Source organism: Paenibacillus sp. FJAT-27812 (assembly GCF_001273905.1).
Classification (GTDB): domain Bacteria; phylum Bacillota; class Bacilli; order Paenibacillales; family Paenibacillaceae; genus Pristimantibacillus.
Map to the genome: position 1 here is coordinate 7,024,560 of NZ_LIGH01000001.1, position 16,142 is coordinate 7,040,701.

The 16,142-nt window shown below is 47.1% G+C and carries 15 protein-coding genes; 4 read left to right on the forward strand and 11 right to left on the reverse strand.

The window, feature by feature from the left end; genetic code table 11:
- The coding region (locus tag ADU23_RS32540) for an IS3 family transposase (RefSeq protein ID WP_157266115.1) at positions 1-174 on the forward strand (174 nt) is incomplete at its 5' end.
- Positions 175-257: 83 nt separating this feature from the next.
- Here the strand turns inward: ADU23_RS32540 and ADU23_RS30275 are convergent.
- The 3 genes from ADU23_RS30275 to ADU23_RS30285 form a co-directional block, all read right to left on the reverse strand.
- Entirely contained in the window at positions 258-1,286 is a 1,029-nt protein-coding gene (locus ADU23_RS30275; RefSeq protein ID WP_053377163.1) for a glycoside hydrolase family protein, read from the reverse strand.
- Between the two features lie 347 nt (positions 1,287-1,633).
- Positions 1,634-2,224, reverse strand: coding sequence for a TetR/AcrR family transcriptional regulator (locus tag ADU23_RS30280; RefSeq protein WP_053377164.1), 591 nt, complete (start codon positions 2,222-2,224; stop codon positions 1,634-1,636).
- Between the two features lie 29 nt (positions 2,225-2,253).
- The gene (locus ADU23_RS30285; protein ID WP_053377165.1) at positions 2,254-2,697 is read right to left on the reverse strand and encodes a VOC family protein; all 444 of its coding nucleotides are present in this window, start codon (positions 2,695-2,697) and stop codon (positions 2,254-2,256) included.
- Between the two features lie 267 nt (positions 2,698-2,964).
- Here ADU23_RS30285 and ADU23_RS30290 point away from each other — a divergent pair, with 267 nt between their 5' ends.
- Entirely contained in the window at positions 2,965-3,189 is a 225-nt protein-coding gene (locus ADU23_RS30290) for a hypothetical protein (protein WP_053377166.1), read from the forward strand.
- Between the two features lie 59 nt (positions 3,190-3,248).
- Here the strand turns inward: ADU23_RS30290 and ADU23_RS30295 are convergent, their stop codons facing one another.
- Positions 3,249-4,277 carry an AraC family transcriptional regulator gene (locus ADU23_RS30295; protein ID WP_053377167.1) on the reverse strand — a complete coding sequence of 343 codons (1,029 nt, stop codon included), beginning with the start codon at positions 4,275-4,277 and terminating at the stop codon, positions 3,249-3,251.
- A gap of 175 nt (positions 4,278-4,452) precedes the next feature.
- Here ADU23_RS30295 and ADU23_RS30300 point away from each other — a divergent pair, with 175 nt between their 5' ends.
- Positions 4,453-5,034, forward strand: a complete 582-nt coding sequence (locus tag ADU23_RS30300; protein WP_053377168.1) for an NAD(P)H-dependent oxidoreductase — start codon at positions 4,453-4,455, stop codon at positions 5,032-5,034.
- 88 nt (positions 5,035-5,122) lie between these two features.
- Here the strand turns inward: ADU23_RS30300 and ADU23_RS30305 are convergent, their stop codons facing one another.
- From ADU23_RS30305 to zwf, 6 genes are all read right to left on the reverse strand, one after another.
- Positions 5,123-6,166 (reverse strand): alpha/beta fold hydrolase, encoded by a 1,044-nt coding sequence (locus tag ADU23_RS30305; RefSeq protein WP_053377169.1) that lies wholly within the window; start codon positions 6,164-6,166, stop codon positions 5,123-5,125.
- 302 nt (positions 6,167-6,468) lie between these two features.
- Positions 6,469-8,163 (reverse strand): M3 family oligoendopeptidase, encoded by a 1,695-nt coding sequence (locus tag ADU23_RS30310; RefSeq protein ID WP_053377170.1) that lies wholly within the window; start codon positions 8,161-8,163, stop codon positions 6,469-6,471.
- Between the two features lie 421 nt (positions 8,164-8,584).
- Complete coding sequence (gene gndA / locus ADU23_RS30315; RefSeq protein WP_053377171.1) at positions 8,585-9,994, reverse strand: NADP-dependent phosphogluconate dehydrogenase; 1,410 nt, start codon at positions 9,992-9,994, stop codon at positions 8,585-8,587.
- A gap of 45 nt (positions 9,995-10,039) precedes the next feature.
- Complete coding sequence (gene fsa / locus ADU23_RS30320) at positions 10,040-10,708, reverse strand: fructose-6-phosphate aldolase (protein ID WP_053377172.1); 669 nt, start codon at positions 10,706-10,708, stop codon at positions 10,040-10,042.
- A 20-nt stretch (positions 10,709-10,728) separates the two neighbouring features.
- Complete coding sequence (gene tkt, locus ADU23_RS30325; RefSeq protein WP_053377914.1) at positions 10,729-12,723, reverse strand: transketolase; 1,995 nt, start codon at positions 12,721-12,723, stop codon at positions 10,729-10,731.
- On the reverse strand, positions 12,707-14,230 hold the full coding sequence (zwf, locus tag ADU23_RS30330) for a glucose-6-phosphate dehydrogenase (RefSeq protein ID WP_053377915.1): 1,524 nt from the start codon (positions 14,228-14,230) through the stop codon (positions 12,707-12,709). The genes tkt and zwf overlap by 17 nt, the downstream gene beginning before the upstream one ends.
- A gap of 178 nt (positions 14,231-14,408) precedes the next feature.
- On the opposite strand from zwf, the gene ADU23_RS30335 reads away from it, so the two are divergent.
- Positions 14,409-15,290, forward strand: coding sequence for a LysR family transcriptional regulator (locus tag ADU23_RS30335; protein WP_053377173.1), 882 nt, complete (start codon positions 14,409-14,411; stop codon positions 15,288-15,290).
- Between the two features lie 87 nt (positions 15,291-15,377).
- Here the strand turns inward: ADU23_RS30335 and ADU23_RS30340 are convergent, their stop codons facing one another.
- On the reverse strand, positions 15,378-16,142 hold the full coding sequence (locus ADU23_RS30340; protein WP_053377174.1) for an SDR family oxidoreductase: 765 nt from the start codon (positions 16,140-16,142) through the stop codon (positions 15,378-15,380).

A 16,142-nucleotide genomic window follows, 5' to 3' on the forward strand; every position in this document is an offset into this window, starting at 1 on the left:
GAGAGCTTCTTCTCGCATTTGAAGACAGAAGCACTCTACCCTTATGATATTCGATCTGTAGAAGAAGCACAAAGCCGAATTGAAGAATATATACACTTTTACAACAACAAGCGTCCGCAAAGAAAACTAAACAAGCTGGCTCCGATTCAGTACCGGCTCCAGCTTGTTAGGTAGGGTCTTTTATTCAGTGTCCGCTATATGGGGTCTTGACCAATTTGCCGGAGGCTTATTTTAACAGAACAGCTGCATGATCATTATTATTTTAAAGGAACCACCATGTTCCAGGTTACCCCTTCAAACTCCCATGGCCCTTTGCCATTTCCGGTCGCAAGAAACAGATGGGTTGGTTTCCCGTCGTGAAATAAGAGATTCGGCCTCTCCAGATTGCATTGCAGGGTTGTTGTCCCGTCATCCCATGTCACGCTGCGCGTATAAGACAATGGACTAGGGTGCAGGCTCCAATGGATGCAATCCTCGCTTGTGGCGTAGACGCCAGCTCCCCACTCGCCGGTAAGTCCGCCGCTGTTATTTTTGTAATCATCCTTCATAATCACGTGAAACAACCCATCGGCGTACCAAAGGTAAGGGTCCTCGACATGAAAATCCTCATTGTCAAACTTGAATATCGGAGAATCGCTCAATCGTTCAAACGGACCCGCAGGATGAGGCGCTTTCACAATTCCGAGCTGCAGCGGCGCCCCAGCATACTCACGTGATTTGTATATCATATAGGTGGTTCCGTCCGGCAGAATAGCTGCCGAAGGATTTGTCGTAATGGTACAATCCCAATATCCAGGCGTTCTCGGCTCGAGCAGAGGCGAACCCATGCGCTCCCAAGGACCGTATACCGATTGGCTGGTAGCCAGTCCAATTCTTTTGCGGTTCCATACCTCAATGACGCGATCGGAGGAAATCTCATCTCCCGGCTCAGGTATTGGACCGCCATAAGAGGTTCCGAAATAATAAAGATAATAAGTGCCATTCCAATATTTAATAGAAGGGTTATGCTGATTAAGCGCATCAAAATAAGAACGGTCCCGAGTTTCGAATACTACCTCTTCAAATTGATAGGGACCTTCCGGGGTGTCACTCGCTGCTCTTACAATTTCACAATTAAACAGCCATTGCGGGCCAAAGCCAAGCTCCTTGCGCCATCTTGATGCAAATAAATGATACTTCCCATCTTCTCCTTGAATCGCAGAACCGCACCAAATGTAATAATCGTCCATATGGAAGCCGCCATTTTTTGGAGCTGGAAGCAGCCTATCATAAATAGGATTTTCCACGACACATTCCCCTCCTCTAACTTCATTAACCGAACTCGCCAAAATAGAAGCCTACCGGCATCATTATAAAATAGCATCATTCTATTCATGGCCAATTCAGCTTTAACCATTAAAGTGTAAGTCGCATGCTTGACAAAATCAACCTATTTTAAGTGGGCTCCAACGGAAAGGATAGTCAGGCATAAAAAAGGGGCAAGTTAGAAGTGAGGTCGGGGATGTGAATAGGCTGGCTGAACAATTCTGATATGCTGAAGAGAAAGTCGTTCAATCCCTAAGGGGGATCTCCCGACTTGCACAAACGAGTGAAGCCTGAACCAAACATGTATCCTTAATGGCTGCTGTATCGTTTAACGAATGCCTTCCAGCAGCTTGCGCAGCGTATGCAAACAGTCTTCCATCGCTTCGACAGCCTCTGCTGAGCTCGCGATCTGTGCCAGCCAGAGTGCTGCTTCATTTAGTGCGCCTGACAGCAGATGCGTCGCTGCCGCGAGACGAATGTCCTTAAGATAACCTTGCTGCTGCATGAGCTCCAGTTGTTCATACAACTGACGCATGGACTGCTGTTCATCCATCAGCCGCCATTCCTCCCAGCCAAGCACTGCAGGGCCATCGATTAACATGATCCGCCTGTTCTCAGGCTCTGTCGCCACAGTCATAAACGCCCGGCAGCCAACATAAAGCTGCTCCCACAGATCGTCGCTGCGCGCAGCCTCCACTTCCAGCCGCCGAGCCACTTCACGCTGCACAAGCTCCAGCACTTCCTTGAACAAGCCTTTTTTGCTGCCAAAATGGTGATAGACGGCGCCTCGGGTCACTTCAGCCGTTTTAGCTATTTCCTCCAGTGAACAGTCAGCGTAACCATGGGCAGTAAAATGCTGCCGCGCAACTTCCAGCAGCCGTTGAATGGTTTCTGCGGTATCCTTCTTGTTTCTTCTCATCTGGTTTCTCCTGTCTTCCTAACCTTTCCTTACTGCTCTTGCTGCCACACCGATTCCGAATAATGGGAAGCTTCTTCCTCCGTAGGCGGAATCATTTCTATTACATCTATCAATACGCCGCTAGGATCAGAAAGTATAAAATGACGCTGCCCAAAATCCTCATCCCGAATATCCTGCTCCAACGTCAGCTTCGCGTCAATGACTAGCCGCTGGTATTCACTATTCACATTATCAACTTCCATGTTCAGAATCAATCCCTCTGCCCTCTTGCGATAAGCAGCAGGAATCGTTGGATGCCCGGCATCAAGCAGTGCCAACTCATACGATAATCCATTATCGCCTGCGCCTGAGCGCAAGCTCACATACCAATCCGACTCGTATACAACTTCAAAACCAAAGTAGCGTTGATAAAATGCCGCGCTTTCCGCTACCGTCTGTGTCATGACAACCGGATAGAAACTGTTCCATTTCATTTTCACACTCTCCCTTGTTTTTAGATCATTATGGCTTATTCGGATATTAACATACATACAGTATGTATGTAAATAAACGAGTTCATTTCCTATATGCGACTTCAAGCGTCCAGCCGCAGCAGTCGGTTTGATTATAACCAGTCCCGGTATGGAAGGAGACAGCTTCTTTTTTGTGTTCCCCGGCTCAAACCCGTCTGCGGGCATCAACATTGGAACGACTTTAACCAAAGGGCATGTAACGTTCACCTTCCAAGTTCTCGCAACGGTGTGCCGCAGCCAGCAAATAGCCCTATCCTTCACATACTCATCGGCAATCTAAAGCCCGGAGAGCGGGCGAGCGCGACCTATGCGGTTCGGGTTCTTATTGAATCGGGCACGATTATCAACCAGGCTCACTCCACGTACGTTTCGGTTTATCCGAGCCGCAAGCTCTCCCCGATGAGCACCGATTCCAATAAGGTGATCATTCCAGTTGTCGATGAAGAGGAATAATGGAATGGAGATTATGAAATCTTAGCGGGGGTTCGGGCAGAATTAAGTCCTGCGGAGCGCTAGGAGGATCTTTCTGTAAGCTCCTTCATTACTTTTGTCCGATATTGCCCTGGCGTCAGTCCCGTCCACTTCTTAAATGCGCTCTGAAAAGCGCTAGGCTCCGAAAAATGCATAACATAAGCAATCTCGCCAACCGAATACTCCCATTTCTTCAAATAACCCATAGCGAGCTCCTTGCGAACGCGGATAGAAAGGTCATTGTAGGTCGTGAATTCTTCCTTCAACTTATTTTGAAGTGTCCGCGTACTGATTCCGAACGATTCTGCCGTTTGCTGTAATGTCGGAAAATAAGAAGGGATACATTTTTTCATCCACTTTATCACCTTCTCCGAGAACACGCTTGCCGGCATCAGCCCATCTTTTGTTTCCTGCGCGATGGCCTCAAACACGCCGAGCAGCTTGGAATCGGAATACATAACGGAATAGGACAGCACATCCTTGCTCATGCGCAGAACATTGTCCTCGCCGCCGAATTTAGGAATAACTCCGAACACTGGCGTGTAGGGGCTCGTATCTGACGGTGCTTCATGCGAAAACTGAACCTCATTCAGCAAAATACGCCGGTTGCTTAATCTGCCTATCAATCGATACACGGAGCTCGCCATATCCTCCACGCAGTGCCGAGACATTTGGCCGGAATGCTCTAAAAACAGCCGAATCAGGAGATCATCGCCTTGCACTTCCCATTCTAAATTGAAGCCGCTGGACAAAATCACATTATATCTTTGGTAGGCAGCTAACGATTCGGCAATCGTACGCGAATGCATCATAACGTAGCCGAGAATGCCCAAATCCCCGAACTCCATTATTTCGCCTTGATGCAAACCAAAATGATCGTCTTGCGTGTAATGGGCGGCTGCGATCATTAACCGTACTAATTCCTCAGCAGAAATACGAGCCTCCACATCACTCAAGAGTCCAGCGTCAAAAGAAGCGTAGCTGCAATACTGCTCCGTATCAAATCCTTTATGAACAATGGTTTTCATAATCGGATAAACCATCGATATGGCCACACCCTGACTGTCCAAGCTTTAAACCTCCTTTGCGCGAATCAGTAACCTTTTTTGCGTCATTGATCATTCATTTATATTGGAATTCGTACTAAGCTAACTGTAGTCATACACCACTATATTATAGCGCAAACCGCTCCGAAGGACAGAAATGAAGAGATAGAGCGGCATTTAATTGAGGAGGAACATCGATATGAAATCAAAAATTCTCGTTATTAACGGACATCCCGATTCGCAAAGCTTGTGCTCTGCCTTAGCTGGGGCTTATATGGAAGGGGCAGCGGGCAGTGATGCAGAGGTACGAAGCATTGATTTGAGCAAAATAGAGTTTAACCCAAACCTAAAGTATGGTTACCGCCAAAGAACGGAGCTGGAGGATGATCTCATAGCATCTCAGAAATTAATAAGCTGGGCAGATCATCTCGTATTCGTATATCCTACCTGGTGGGGGGCGATGCCTGCCATTTTGAAAGGTTTTATTGATCGTGTCTTTTTGCCCGGTTATGCTTTCAAATACCGTACAAATTCCGCCTTTTGGGATAAGCTCCTCACTGGCAAATCTGCGCACTTAATCGTCACTATGGATACTCCAGCCTGGTACTACAAATGGATTTACAGAAGTGCGGGCCATAATGTTATGAAGCGTAATATTTTGCAGTTTAGCGGTATCACCCCCGTACGGATTACAGAGATTACGCCCGTAAAAACGTCGTCACCGGAAAAACGCGCCAAATGGCTAGATAAAGTGAAGCAGCTAGGCTCGAAGCTAGCTTAAGCTCCATATCGGCCTTGGCAAAACCTCAATTGAACGAAGCGGCTGCCGGCGCTGCTCCATTCCGTTGAATGCTAGCATAGGAAAATGCTTAGACCGTGAGCTGATCCCATATTTTTTTCAACCACTTCGCGAACGACGCTTTTTCCTCGAACTGGGGATAATGAGCTGATTTTTTGAAAATGACAAAATCCTTTAAAGGCGCGTCCAGCCTATCAAAATAATCTTTTGCCGCATTTGCGGATGTCATATAATCATATTGTCCCATGACAAAATAAGCGGGGATATCCAATTTATTAACGAGTGTTGTAATATTATTTTGGGCTTCTTCCTTCAATAATTTTTTCTGCGACACCCATATCCCTCTTACATATCGAATCACATCAAGCAGATTATATTCCGGTTCAAAGAGAAACCCTTTGTAATAATCCATGTTATCGTTAATTAATCTTGCCGCTCCGCCGTATTTTCGAACCATGCTTCTGGGAGTAGTCGCCTCCCCTTGCTCGACTCGCCCCCGAAGAAGCTCCAATCGCTTCGCATCTTTCAAATGACCGGCAAGCTTTGCTTGCTCAATCGTATAATTCAAGCTGTCTAATTCGCTTTTCACCGTATCGGCAACCTGCCCAATCCCAATATAAGCCATATATTTATCTGGCGCTTTGGCCGCCGCTTTCAAGCCGATGTATGTGCCAAAGGAATGGCCGATAAGCAGCACCTTCTCTTGTCCAAGCCTCTCTGCAACGTAATCTGTCAAAGAGAGCAGATCATCTACGAGCAAATCGGTTGATAAATTGGAATAGTCCTCAAAAAAATGATACGACTTCCCGCTTCCACGCTGATCATAATGGACGATTGTAAAGTTTTCCTCCAGCAAATCTTGATATTTCCTCACATAAGGAATTTCGGAGCACCCCGGTCCGCCATGCACAAAAATGACAATCGGATTCCGCCGGTCTGCTCCCCTGATCATGACTTCATGGCCCGTGCCATTGATCGTAACCTGTTCTAATGAGCTTATGCTGTTATCGCCTTTTATTTGCGGGGTCCATGTGGGAAAAATCAATCCGACTGCAATCAGCACAGCAATGAATATTAGGCTACCTTTAGCTATTTTTTTGCTTTTTCTTCTCAATGGATGGCTCCTTTAAGGCAGTATCGTGATTTCATTTTATATGAAACAAGGTGCAAAACAAAACGGTTCTCTTAACTATGCCAAACTATCATTTATTAGCAATGAGCTATCATTCCAAGCAACGAATAGAAAACATCCTTTTACTGAGCAACAGTGTAAACCATTTGACCGAATCAACTTAAATGCCAACTTCCGAGTACCAATATTTCTTGGATAAGCTATAAATCATTTCGAACACGAATAAAAAAAAAGCAGCTCATTAGGCTGCTTTACGTTTTTGTGGCCGATATGAAGATTGACTTCTAAAGCGCCTTATCGTCCACGCTGTCAAGCCAGTTCGAAATGCTGCCGATAACGGATGAGACGCAGCCGTCCTCAAACGGAGATTTTAGTCCCGCGACGCTAACCAGCTCCGTGAAAGACAAGCTTCCGCCAAGGCGGCAAAGCTTCAAATAATCTGCCCATGCCCCGGAACGATCCTCATGCATCTTTTTCCAGAACTGAAAGGCACAAATCTGAGCCAGCGTGTAATCGATATAGTAGAATGGCGTGTTGAAAATATGCCCTTGCTTATGCCAGAAGCCGCCCTGCTCCAAATAGGCATTATCCGCATAATTGCGGTGAGGCAAATATTTGCGCTCTATTTCCCGCCATGCCTGCTTCCGCTCGGCAGGTGTCGCATCCGGGTTCTCATAAATATAATGCTGGAATTCATCCACCGTTACGCCGTACGGGAGGAAGATCAAGCCGCTCGCTAGATGATCAAACCGGTATTTATCCGCATCCTCCTCGAAGAAAAGGTTCATCCACGGCCAAGTAAAAAACTCCATGCTCATCGAATGAATCTCGCAAGCCTCATAAGTCGGGAAGCTGTATTCCGGCACCTCGAAGCTCCTGCTTTCGTACACTTGGAAGGCGTGGCCCGCTTCATGCGTTAGCACGTCGATATCGCCTGATGTCCCATTAAAGTTGGAAAAAATATAAGGAGCGCCGTAATCGCTAATATAGGTACAGTAACCTCCGCTTTGCTTGCCCTTCTTGCTGACGAGATCCATGAGATCATTATCCTGCATGAAGCGGAAAAACTCGTTCGTCGCCGGGGATAATTGCTCGTACATCTTCGCGCCATTGCTTACGATCCATTCCGGATCGCCCTTCGGCGTCGCATTCCCGGATTTGAAGCTGAAGTTCTCGTCATAATACAACAGCTCGCTGACGCCGATCCTAGCTTGCTGGCGCTCCCTCAGCTTCGTCGCAACCGGAACGATTCCCTCTAGCACTTGTTTCCGGAAGTTTGCTACCATCTCCGCGTTGTAGTCGGTACGTGACATTCTGGCATAACCAAGCTCGACATAATTGCTGAAACCAAGCTTCGTTGCGATCTTTGTCCGTACTTTAACAAGATCATCATAGATGCGGTCAAACGTTTCTTCGTTCTCAGCCATGAAGCCGGATGATGCTTCCGAAGCTCGCCTTCGCATTTCGCGATCAGTGGACTGCTGGAATGGCGCGAGCTGCGAGAGCGTCCGCTCCTCGCCTTCGAACAAAATTTTGGCCGATGCAATCAGCTTGGCGTATTCCGTTGTCAATTTGTTTTCACGCTGAAGGTCTTCTATGATCTCCGGGCTAAAAATCTTAAGCGCCAGCTCAGCCAATTGGAACAGCTGCCGCCCCCACTTATTTTCCAATTGAGCCCTGAACTTCGAATTCACGAGCAAACGGTAATAGTCTGTCAAATATTCTTGCACGACCGGCCCGTTCTCGTCAAAGAAATCCTGCTCCGCTTTATAAAAATCATCGTTCGTATCGATAGAGTGGCGAATGCTTGCAATTTGCTGCTGCGTATCGAATTCACTCCGAAGCTTATTAAATGCCGCCATTGCGGCATCCTGCTCCTCGAAGCTTTCAGCTGATTGGAACGATTCCAATAATACTTTGATCTTTTGCTCCAAAGCCTTTACATCCGGACGCTCATAACGATATTCGTTAAATTTCATACCGCACCTGCCCTCTTTAAAATAGGAATGTAATTAGTAGACCAAGCCATTTACCAATTATATCCTAAACAGCGGAAAACACCTACATGTCTATATGCTTAAATTTGCTAAATGGACGTGACGCCTTTCAGCGATTATTTTTGGTGAGGTAAAGTTACAGCGTAAGCGGCGCAAAAATCATATCCTCCTTTCAACAGGGCTGGCTGCAAGCTGCCAAGCTTATGCATGAGCGAGGTGAATGTTCCGCCAATCGTCCCCTCTACGCCCCTCAAAAGATGATAAATCACAAGATTATGGCTGTAAAAATCAAAAGAGGGTGACCCAAAAGGGGCACCCTCCTCACATTATAATTATCCGATTCGTTTCTGTTTGTTGTCATCTTATGAGATCAGTTGAAATGATTGCTCGAAGCCCCCATACCTTATTTCATCCACTGAAAGTGGAAGCTGCCCTTTTGGTCAAGCCGCTCGAAGGTATGTGCCCCAAAATAATCCCTCTGCGCTTGCAGCAAGTTAGCCGGCAGCCTCTCTGAACGATAGCTGTCATAATAAGCTAGTGCGGAAGAAAAAGCAGGAACCGGAATCCCTCTAGTAACCGCGATAGAAATAACGTCTCTCCAAGCGTCTTGATAATTCTCGACTATTCCTTTGAAATAATCGTCCAAGAACAGGTTTCTCAAAGCCGGATCACGATCATAAGCATCCTTAATATTTTGCAGGAAGGCTGCACGGATTATACATCCACCGCGGAATATCATCGCAATGCTGCCATAATTGAGATTCCATTTGTACTCGTCGGAGGCCGCTCTCATTTGGGCAAAGCCCTGCGCATAAGAAGCGATTTTGCTTGTATACAACGCTTTGCGTACCGCTTCGATAAATTCCTTCGGATCGCCGTCATAGCTTGGTACAGCCGGACCGTTCAACCGCTCGCTTGCGGCTACGCGCTCCTCTTTCATTGCGGAGATGAACCGGGCAAACACCGACTCCGTAATAATGGACAGCGGAACGCCCAAATCCAGTGCGCTTTGGCTGGTCCACTTCCCTGTTCCTTTTTGCCCTGCCGAATCAAGGATAACATCGACCATTGGTTTGCCTGTTTCCGGGTCCGTTTTGGCGAAAATGTCGGCTGTTATTTCGATTAGATAGCTATCCAGCTCGCCGCGGTTCCATTCCGAGAAAATGTCATGCAGCTCGTCTGTGCCAAGGTGCAATACATCCTTGAGCAAATGATAAGCCTCGCCAATGAGCTGCATGTCGCCGTATTCGATGCCGTTATGAACCATTTTGACATAATGCCCGGCACCGTCTTCACCGATATACGTGGAGCAAGGATCGCCGTTAACTTTAGCCGATATGGCTGTCAAGATCGGTTCAACCAGCTCATAAGCGTCTTTTTGCCCGCCTGGCATAATCGAAGGGCCATTCAGCGCTCCTTCTTCGCCGCCGGAAATGCCTGCGCCGATAAAGCGGAAGCCTTTGGCTTGCAGATCCTTATTTCTTCTTTGCGTATCCGGGAAATGCGCGTTGCCGCCGTCAATGAGTATATCACCTTGGCTTAGGTAAGGCACAAGCTGATTAATGGTATCGTCAGTCGGTTGGCCCGCTTTAACCATGATTAATATTTTGCGCGGCGTCTCCAGCGATTGAACAAATTGTTCGATGCTGTAAGCCCCGACGAAATTTTTGCCCGGCGCTTCTGCCAAAAGCTCATTCGTTTTCTCAGGCGAACGATTGTATAAAGCAACCGAGAACCCTTTGCTCTCCATGTTTAGGGCAAGGTTTTTACCCATTACGGCTAAGCCGACCACGCCAATTTGCTGTTTTGTCATTGTAACTACCTCCCTGCAATTTGCATCTTCAACTTTCAAGCTATCTTATTGCTGAACTGTTTTTTTCCAATCGGCTGCGAATTTCTCCATCCCTTGATCCGTAAGTGGATGCTTGGATATTTGTTCGATAACCGAAAACGGAATCGTTGCGATATGCGCACCCGCCATCGCTACGCGAGTCACATGATCCGGATGGCGGACAGAGGCAGCGATAATTTGCGCGTCCAGGTTATGCGTACGGAATAATTCCGCAACCTTCACGATTAGTTGAACGCCATCCTCCGATATGTCATCCAAGCGGCCTAGAAACGGCGAGACATAGGTGGCGCCAGCGCGAGCAGCAAGGAGCGCTTGGTTCACTGTGAAGATCAGCGTAACGTTTGTTTTCACGCCTTTTTTAGTTAAATAACGGCAAGCCTCTAAGCCTGCAAGCGTCATTGGAAGCTTGATCGTAATGTTTTTGTCATTGTTATTGATTTTGATCAGTTCGTTCGCTTGCGCGATCATTTCCTCTGCTGTAAGTGCGTCAGGCGTTACTTCAGCGGACACGGATTCTACATCAGGCACTTCTCGCAAAATTTCTGCAATGCGGTCCTCGAATTTCACTCCTTCTTTGGCAACCAAAGAAGGATTCGTTGTTACGCCGGATAAAACGCCGATTTTGTACGCTTTTTTAATGTCTTCCACATTTGCCGTATCGATAAAAAATTTCATAATGATCAACCTCCATTTTTTTAATTGCTTAGCAATTGTTTAGTTAGGCGAACCACATTATTTACTGAAAAACCGAAGTACTCCATTACTTCATTTCCAGGACCTGATGCACCGAAAGTATCGATGGACAATACTTTTCCGGTAGGTCCCGTATAACGCTCCCAGCCAAGCGAAATACCTGCTTCAATGGCTATCCGCTTCGTAACAGATGCAGGCAGAACGGACTGCTTGTAATCTTCGGATTGGCGATCGAATAGTTCTCTGCTCGGCATGGCAACTACACGTACAGAGAGGTTATCCCGCTCCAGCTCTTCCTTCGCGCTCACCGCAAGTGAAACCTCTGATCCGGTACCGATAAGAATGACATCCGGTTGATCATTCGTTTCCTCCAGCACGTAAGCGCCTTTTGCTACCCCGTCAACGTTTGCTTTCGTCGCTTCATATACGGGAAGGTTTTGGCGGCTTAGCACAAGCGCTACCGGACCTTGCTTTTGCTGCAAGGCATACGCCCATGCATTTGCCGTTTCATTTGCGTCTGATGGCCGAATGACCGTCAGGCCTGGAATCGTTCGCAGCGCTGCCAAGTGCTCGACTGGCTCATGAGTTGGACCATCTTCCCCAACGGCAATCGAATCATGCGTAAAGACATAAATGACAGGCAGCTTTTGCAGAGCAGCCAACCGAATGGACGGCCTCAAATAATCGCTGAATACGAAGAAGGTGCTGACGAACGGTTTTACGCCGCCATGGAGCGCCATCCCGTTGCCGGCTGCGCCCATCGCATGCTCGCGAACGCCGAAGTAAATGTTGCGTCCCAAATAGGATTCCACGGCAAAGGTTTGATCGCCGCTAATGTCCGTCATCGTCGAATGCGATAAATCTGCGCTGCCTCCAAAAATCGATGGTACGGATTTGATGTAATGATTGATAGCAGCACCGCTTGCTATGCGGGTAGAAACGGTTTTCGACGTGTCAAACGTTAGGATGTCTTCGGCTTCAAATACGACAGTCCCATCGATTACTTGCTCCAGCTCCTCGCCAAGCGAAGGATGCTGCGCTTTATAGGAAGCTAACAATCTGTTCCAGTCTTCTTCTTTTGCCTCGCCTTTATGCTTAAGCTGCTCAAAGTGTGCTTTGACTTCTTCTGGAACCGTGAACTCTTCCTCATACTGCCAGCCATAAACTTCCTTGGTAGCCCTCGCTTCGTCCTTGCCAAGCGGATTGCCGTGCGCCTTGTTCGTTCCGGCTACCTTCTTGCTTCCAAAGCCGATAATCGTCCGGATTTCAATAATGGTAGGCTGCGAATCGTTTTGCTTAGCGGCTTCGATCGCTTTCGCAATTGCCGCCACGTCATTGCCGTCCTCAACCCTTAAATATTCCCATCCAGCCGATTCCGCTCTTTTTTGCATATTTTCTCCGAAGGAAAGGTTTAGCTCTCCATCTAGTGAGATATCATTGGAATCGTACAAGACCACTAATTTGCCAAGCTTCATATGTCCAGCCATGGACATCGCCTCGTAAGCTACCCCTTCCATCAAACATCCGTCGCCAACAAGCGCGTACGTATAATGATCGATAACCGGGAAGCTGCTTTGGTTAAATTTAGATGCCAGATGAGCTTCGGCCATCGCCATCCCAACAGCCATCGCAAGGCCTTGACCAAGTGGGCCCGTCGTTGCTTCTACACCATCAGTGTGCCCAAATTCGGGATGCCCCGGCGTTTTGCTGTTAAGCTTGCGGAACTGCTTTAAATCTTCAATGGACACGTTATAACCTGACAAGTGCAGGAGACTGTAAAGCAATGCAGAGCCATGGCCCGCAGAAAGAACGAAGCGGTCACGGTTAAACCATTTGGAATGGCTTGGATTGTGATTCATCAATTTGGACCAAAGGGCATAAGCCATTGGGGCAGCCCCCATTGGCAGGCCTGGATGGCCAGAATTGGCGCTGTTAATGGCATCAATAGACAAAGTGCGGATCGTATCAATAGCTAGCTGGTCAATCGTTTGTGTGATAGGCATATTGTTCTCCTTTTATTGTATCGATTTCTTGTTCAGTCAGCGTATCGAACCACCAATGGTAGCCGTCTCTCGCCAGTAATGCATCAGACTCAGCAGGTCCGTAAGTTCCCGCTGAATAAAGATGAAGCGGAACAAGATTTTCTTCAAACGCATGTAAAATCGGTTGAACCCATTTCCATGACAGCTCCACTTCATCCCAGTGCGCAAAAAACGTAGGATCACCGTGCAAGGCATCATGCAGCAAATTTTCATAAGCTTCAGGCACATCGTTGCGGCTCGTATGAAAGTCGATGTTTATCGGCTTGAACTCCCCTTTTTGCTGAGGGTCCCTTGTATTTAATTGCAGCGTTATCCCTTCATTAGGGCTAATCTCAAACACCAACAGATTTGGTGTTTTGTTGTCATTTGCCGACGACTGCTGCTTTAACGGCTCCTTGAACTCGATGACGATTCGTGTTGATTTTTCTTTCATTCTTTTGCCGGTTCGGATATAGAAAGGAACGTCCCGCCAAAAAACATCATCGATTTGCAGCCTAGCGGCAATAAACGTATCGTTCATGGATGCTTTAGGAATGCTCGGTTCGGAAGTATAGCCGACTACCGGATTCCCTTGGATTGCGCCTGCTGCGTATTGGCCGCGGATCACGCTCGATTTTACATCCTCTTTTTGCAGCGGCTCAAGCGATTCCATCACCAGCTTCTTTTTAAAGCGAACATCATCGGAGCTGCTGTTTTTCGGAAGGTGAATCGCCAGCATCATAAGCAATTGCAGCATATGGTTTTGGAACATGTCTCTAACCGCACCTACGTGATCGTAATAACCCGCTCTTTCTTCAACGCCCACTGTTTCATTAGCCGTAATCTGAACGTTGGCAATGTAACGATTTGACCATAATGCTTGAAGAACGGGGTTAGTCTGCTGCAGCACCTCAAGCTTCTGCACCATAGGTTTGCCGAGATAATGATCAATCCGAAAAATTTCATGCTCCGCAAAAGCTTTGCTCAGCTTTTCATTCAAATCCCGAGCAGATTGCAAATCATGTCCAAATGGTTTTTCGATCATCAGCCGTTTCCATCCCGTTGTCGTTCCTAGCCCGCTTTCCTTGATGTTGAATGCGATCGTTTCAAAAAACTCTGGTCCAACGGACAAATAAAACATTCGATTTGGCGCAAGATCCAGCTCTTCTTCGCGTTGTTCAATTAGCTTCAGAAGCTTCTGGTAATCCTCTTTATTTCCTACATCCAATACACTGTAACGAAAGGCGCTTAAGAAGCTTTTCAATAATGCAGGATCACTTGCTTTGCGTCTAGAGAAGCTAAGAAGAGATTGCTCCACATTTGCTTGAAATTTTTCATCAGACAGCTCTCTTCTTCCAAGACCAATGACAGAAAATGATTGCGGCAGCTTTTGTTCGATAAATAAATTAAACAAGGCAGGGTAAATTTTCCTTTTGGCTAAATCCCCTGTCGCTCCAAACAAGACAAACGTTGCGGCTTCCATGTTCATTACTCCTTCCAGCATAGCTTCTCTCTTATTTCTAACAGCACGATTTGCGGCGACCGGAACAGCGGCGCTTATCCGTTCCAATCTGCAAGCGCTGGTTTCTTTTGCTTAGTTCCACTATAATACTTTTATCACCTATACAAGTAATTAATATATTTCACAGGAGCTATAGACCATGTCTATGAACAATTATGAGCTGTATAAGGTTTTTTATTGGGCTGCTAAGACAGGAAGCCTGACTCAGGCTGCTAAATTCCTGTATATCACCCAGCCCAGCGTCAGCCATGCCATCAAACAGCTTGAGGACAGCTTTGGCATCACCTTGTTTTACCGGAACTCCAAAGGCGTATCCCTGACGCAAGAAGGCGCTATCCTTTATTCTTATATTGAAAAATCGCAAATCTTAATATCGTTGGCGGAAGAAAAACTGGCGGCGCTCAAAAACCTGGACAGCGGCGAGCTGAGGATCGGCGGCAGCGATTCGCTGTTCAAGCATTATTTGCTGCCATACTTAGAAGATTTTCATCAGATTCACCCTGGCATCAAGCTTCAACTTATTCATGGGACTACCCCGGAAATTATAGCTTTCTTGAAAGAAGGCAAAATTGATTTTGGCGTCGTTCGTATGCCGATTGTCGACGCTCAGCTTGAAGTGCGGGAAGGCATTCAGCTGCAGGATTGTTTTGTGGCCGGAGCCCGTTATGCAGAGCTTAAGAACAAGCCGCTATCGCTCGAGCAGCTAATCCAGTACCCCGTCATCCTATTCTCGCGCAATAGCCGGGCACGAATGGCCATTACGGAATTGTTCCAGGGCTACGGCTTTGAGCTGAAGCCTGAAATTGAGGTCGGAAGCGTAGATCTTCTCATTGAATTTGCGCGAAAAGGACTCGGCATCTCTTACGTCACCCGAGAATTTGTTTCCAAGGAGCTGGAGGAGGGCTCGCTTTTTGAGATCCAATTGGAAGTGGAGCTACCTCCCTCGCAAGTAGGTATTATGATTATGCGCAACATGCCGCTTTCCATTGCAGCAAGCCGTTTTATTGAAGGTTTTAAATAACATCCCTGTTTGACGCGATAAAAAAAATGGTTGAGCCGACGACTGCCGGTTCAACCATTTTTGCAATAGTTCATATGAAAGCAGGAATTACCAAGGCAATTGGTCATCGAGATGGAAGAAACCACCGGTTTGTCCGTCAGCCGGCAAAGTAGCAGCAATAATGCTGGTACGGCTGCCTTCCACAACATCGATTGCCGCGTTGTCGCCGCCTAATGCGGTTACGACCCAACCAGGGTGAATGGAATTGACTTTGATCGGGGTATCCTTCAGCTCATGCGCCAGATGAACCGTAAAAGCGTTTAATGCTGTCTTCGATGCATTGTAAGCAAACGTTTTGAACGAATAAATAGGAGCCGTTGGATCAGCATGCAGCGTTAACGAGCCTAAGACGCTGGACAGATTTACGATTCGTCCTGCCTCCGATTTGCGAATCAGCGGCAGCAACGTTTGCGTCAGCTGGATTGGCGCGAAGAAATTGACATCAAAGGTTTCACGAAGGGTCTCTGCGGGCAGCGTGCTTGTACGGTTAATGATTTGCGCCGATACGTTCTCTTCATCCAGCAAAATGCCTGCATTGTTAATGAGAATATCCAGCTTGCCATACTTCTGTTCAAAGAAGCCATATACCGCAGCATGGTCTTCTATGCTGTTGACATCACATTTGACGCTTTCGACAGTTAATCCTTCTTTTCTGAATTGGTCTGCCGTGGCCTGCCCTTTTTGCGCATCGCGTGCTCCTATCACTACAGTTGCGCCCAGCTTGCCAAGTCCACGCGCCGTTTCTAATCCGATTCCCCGTGTGGCGCCAGTTACGAAAGCCACTTTGCCTGTTAAATTCAGTGATTCTGTCAT

Bases quoted from the DNA above. Each gene is read 5' to 3' on its own strand.
- ADU23_RS30280 (WP_053377164.1), bottom strand. From the start codon at position 2,224: ATGAGAAGAAACAAGAAGGATACCGCAGAAACCATTCAACGGCTGCTG.
- ADU23_RS30285 (WP_053377165.1), bottom strand. From the start codon at position 2,697: ATGAAATGGAACAGTTTCTATCCGGTTGTCATGACACAGACGGTAGCG.
- ADU23_RS30300 (WP_053377168.1), top strand. From the start codon at position 4,453: ATGAAATCAAAAATTCTCGTTATTAACGGACATCCCGATTCGCAAAGC.
- ADU23_RS30310 (WP_053377170.1), bottom strand. From the start codon at position 8,163: ATGAAATTTAACGAATATCGTTATGAGCGTCCGGATGTAAAGGCTTTG.
- gndA (WP_053377171.1), bottom strand. From the start codon at position 9,994: ATGACAAAACAGCAAATTGGCGTGGTCGGCTTAGCCGTAATGGGTAAA.
- fsa (WP_053377172.1), bottom strand. From the start codon at position 10,708: ATGAAATTTTTTATCGATACGGCAAATGTGGAAGACATTAAAAAAGCG.
- zwf (WP_053377915.1), bottom strand. From the start codon at position 14,230: ATGGAAGCCGCAACGTTTGTCTTGTTTGGAGCGACAGGGGATTTAGCC.
- ADU23_RS30335 (WP_053377173.1), top strand. From the start codon at position 14,409: ATGTCTATGAACAATTATGAGCTGTATAAGGTTTTTTATTGGGCTGCT.
- ADU23_RS30340 (WP_053377174.1), bottom strand. From the start codon at position 16,142: ATGACAGAATCACTGAATTTAACAGGCAAAGTGGCTTTCGTAACTGGC.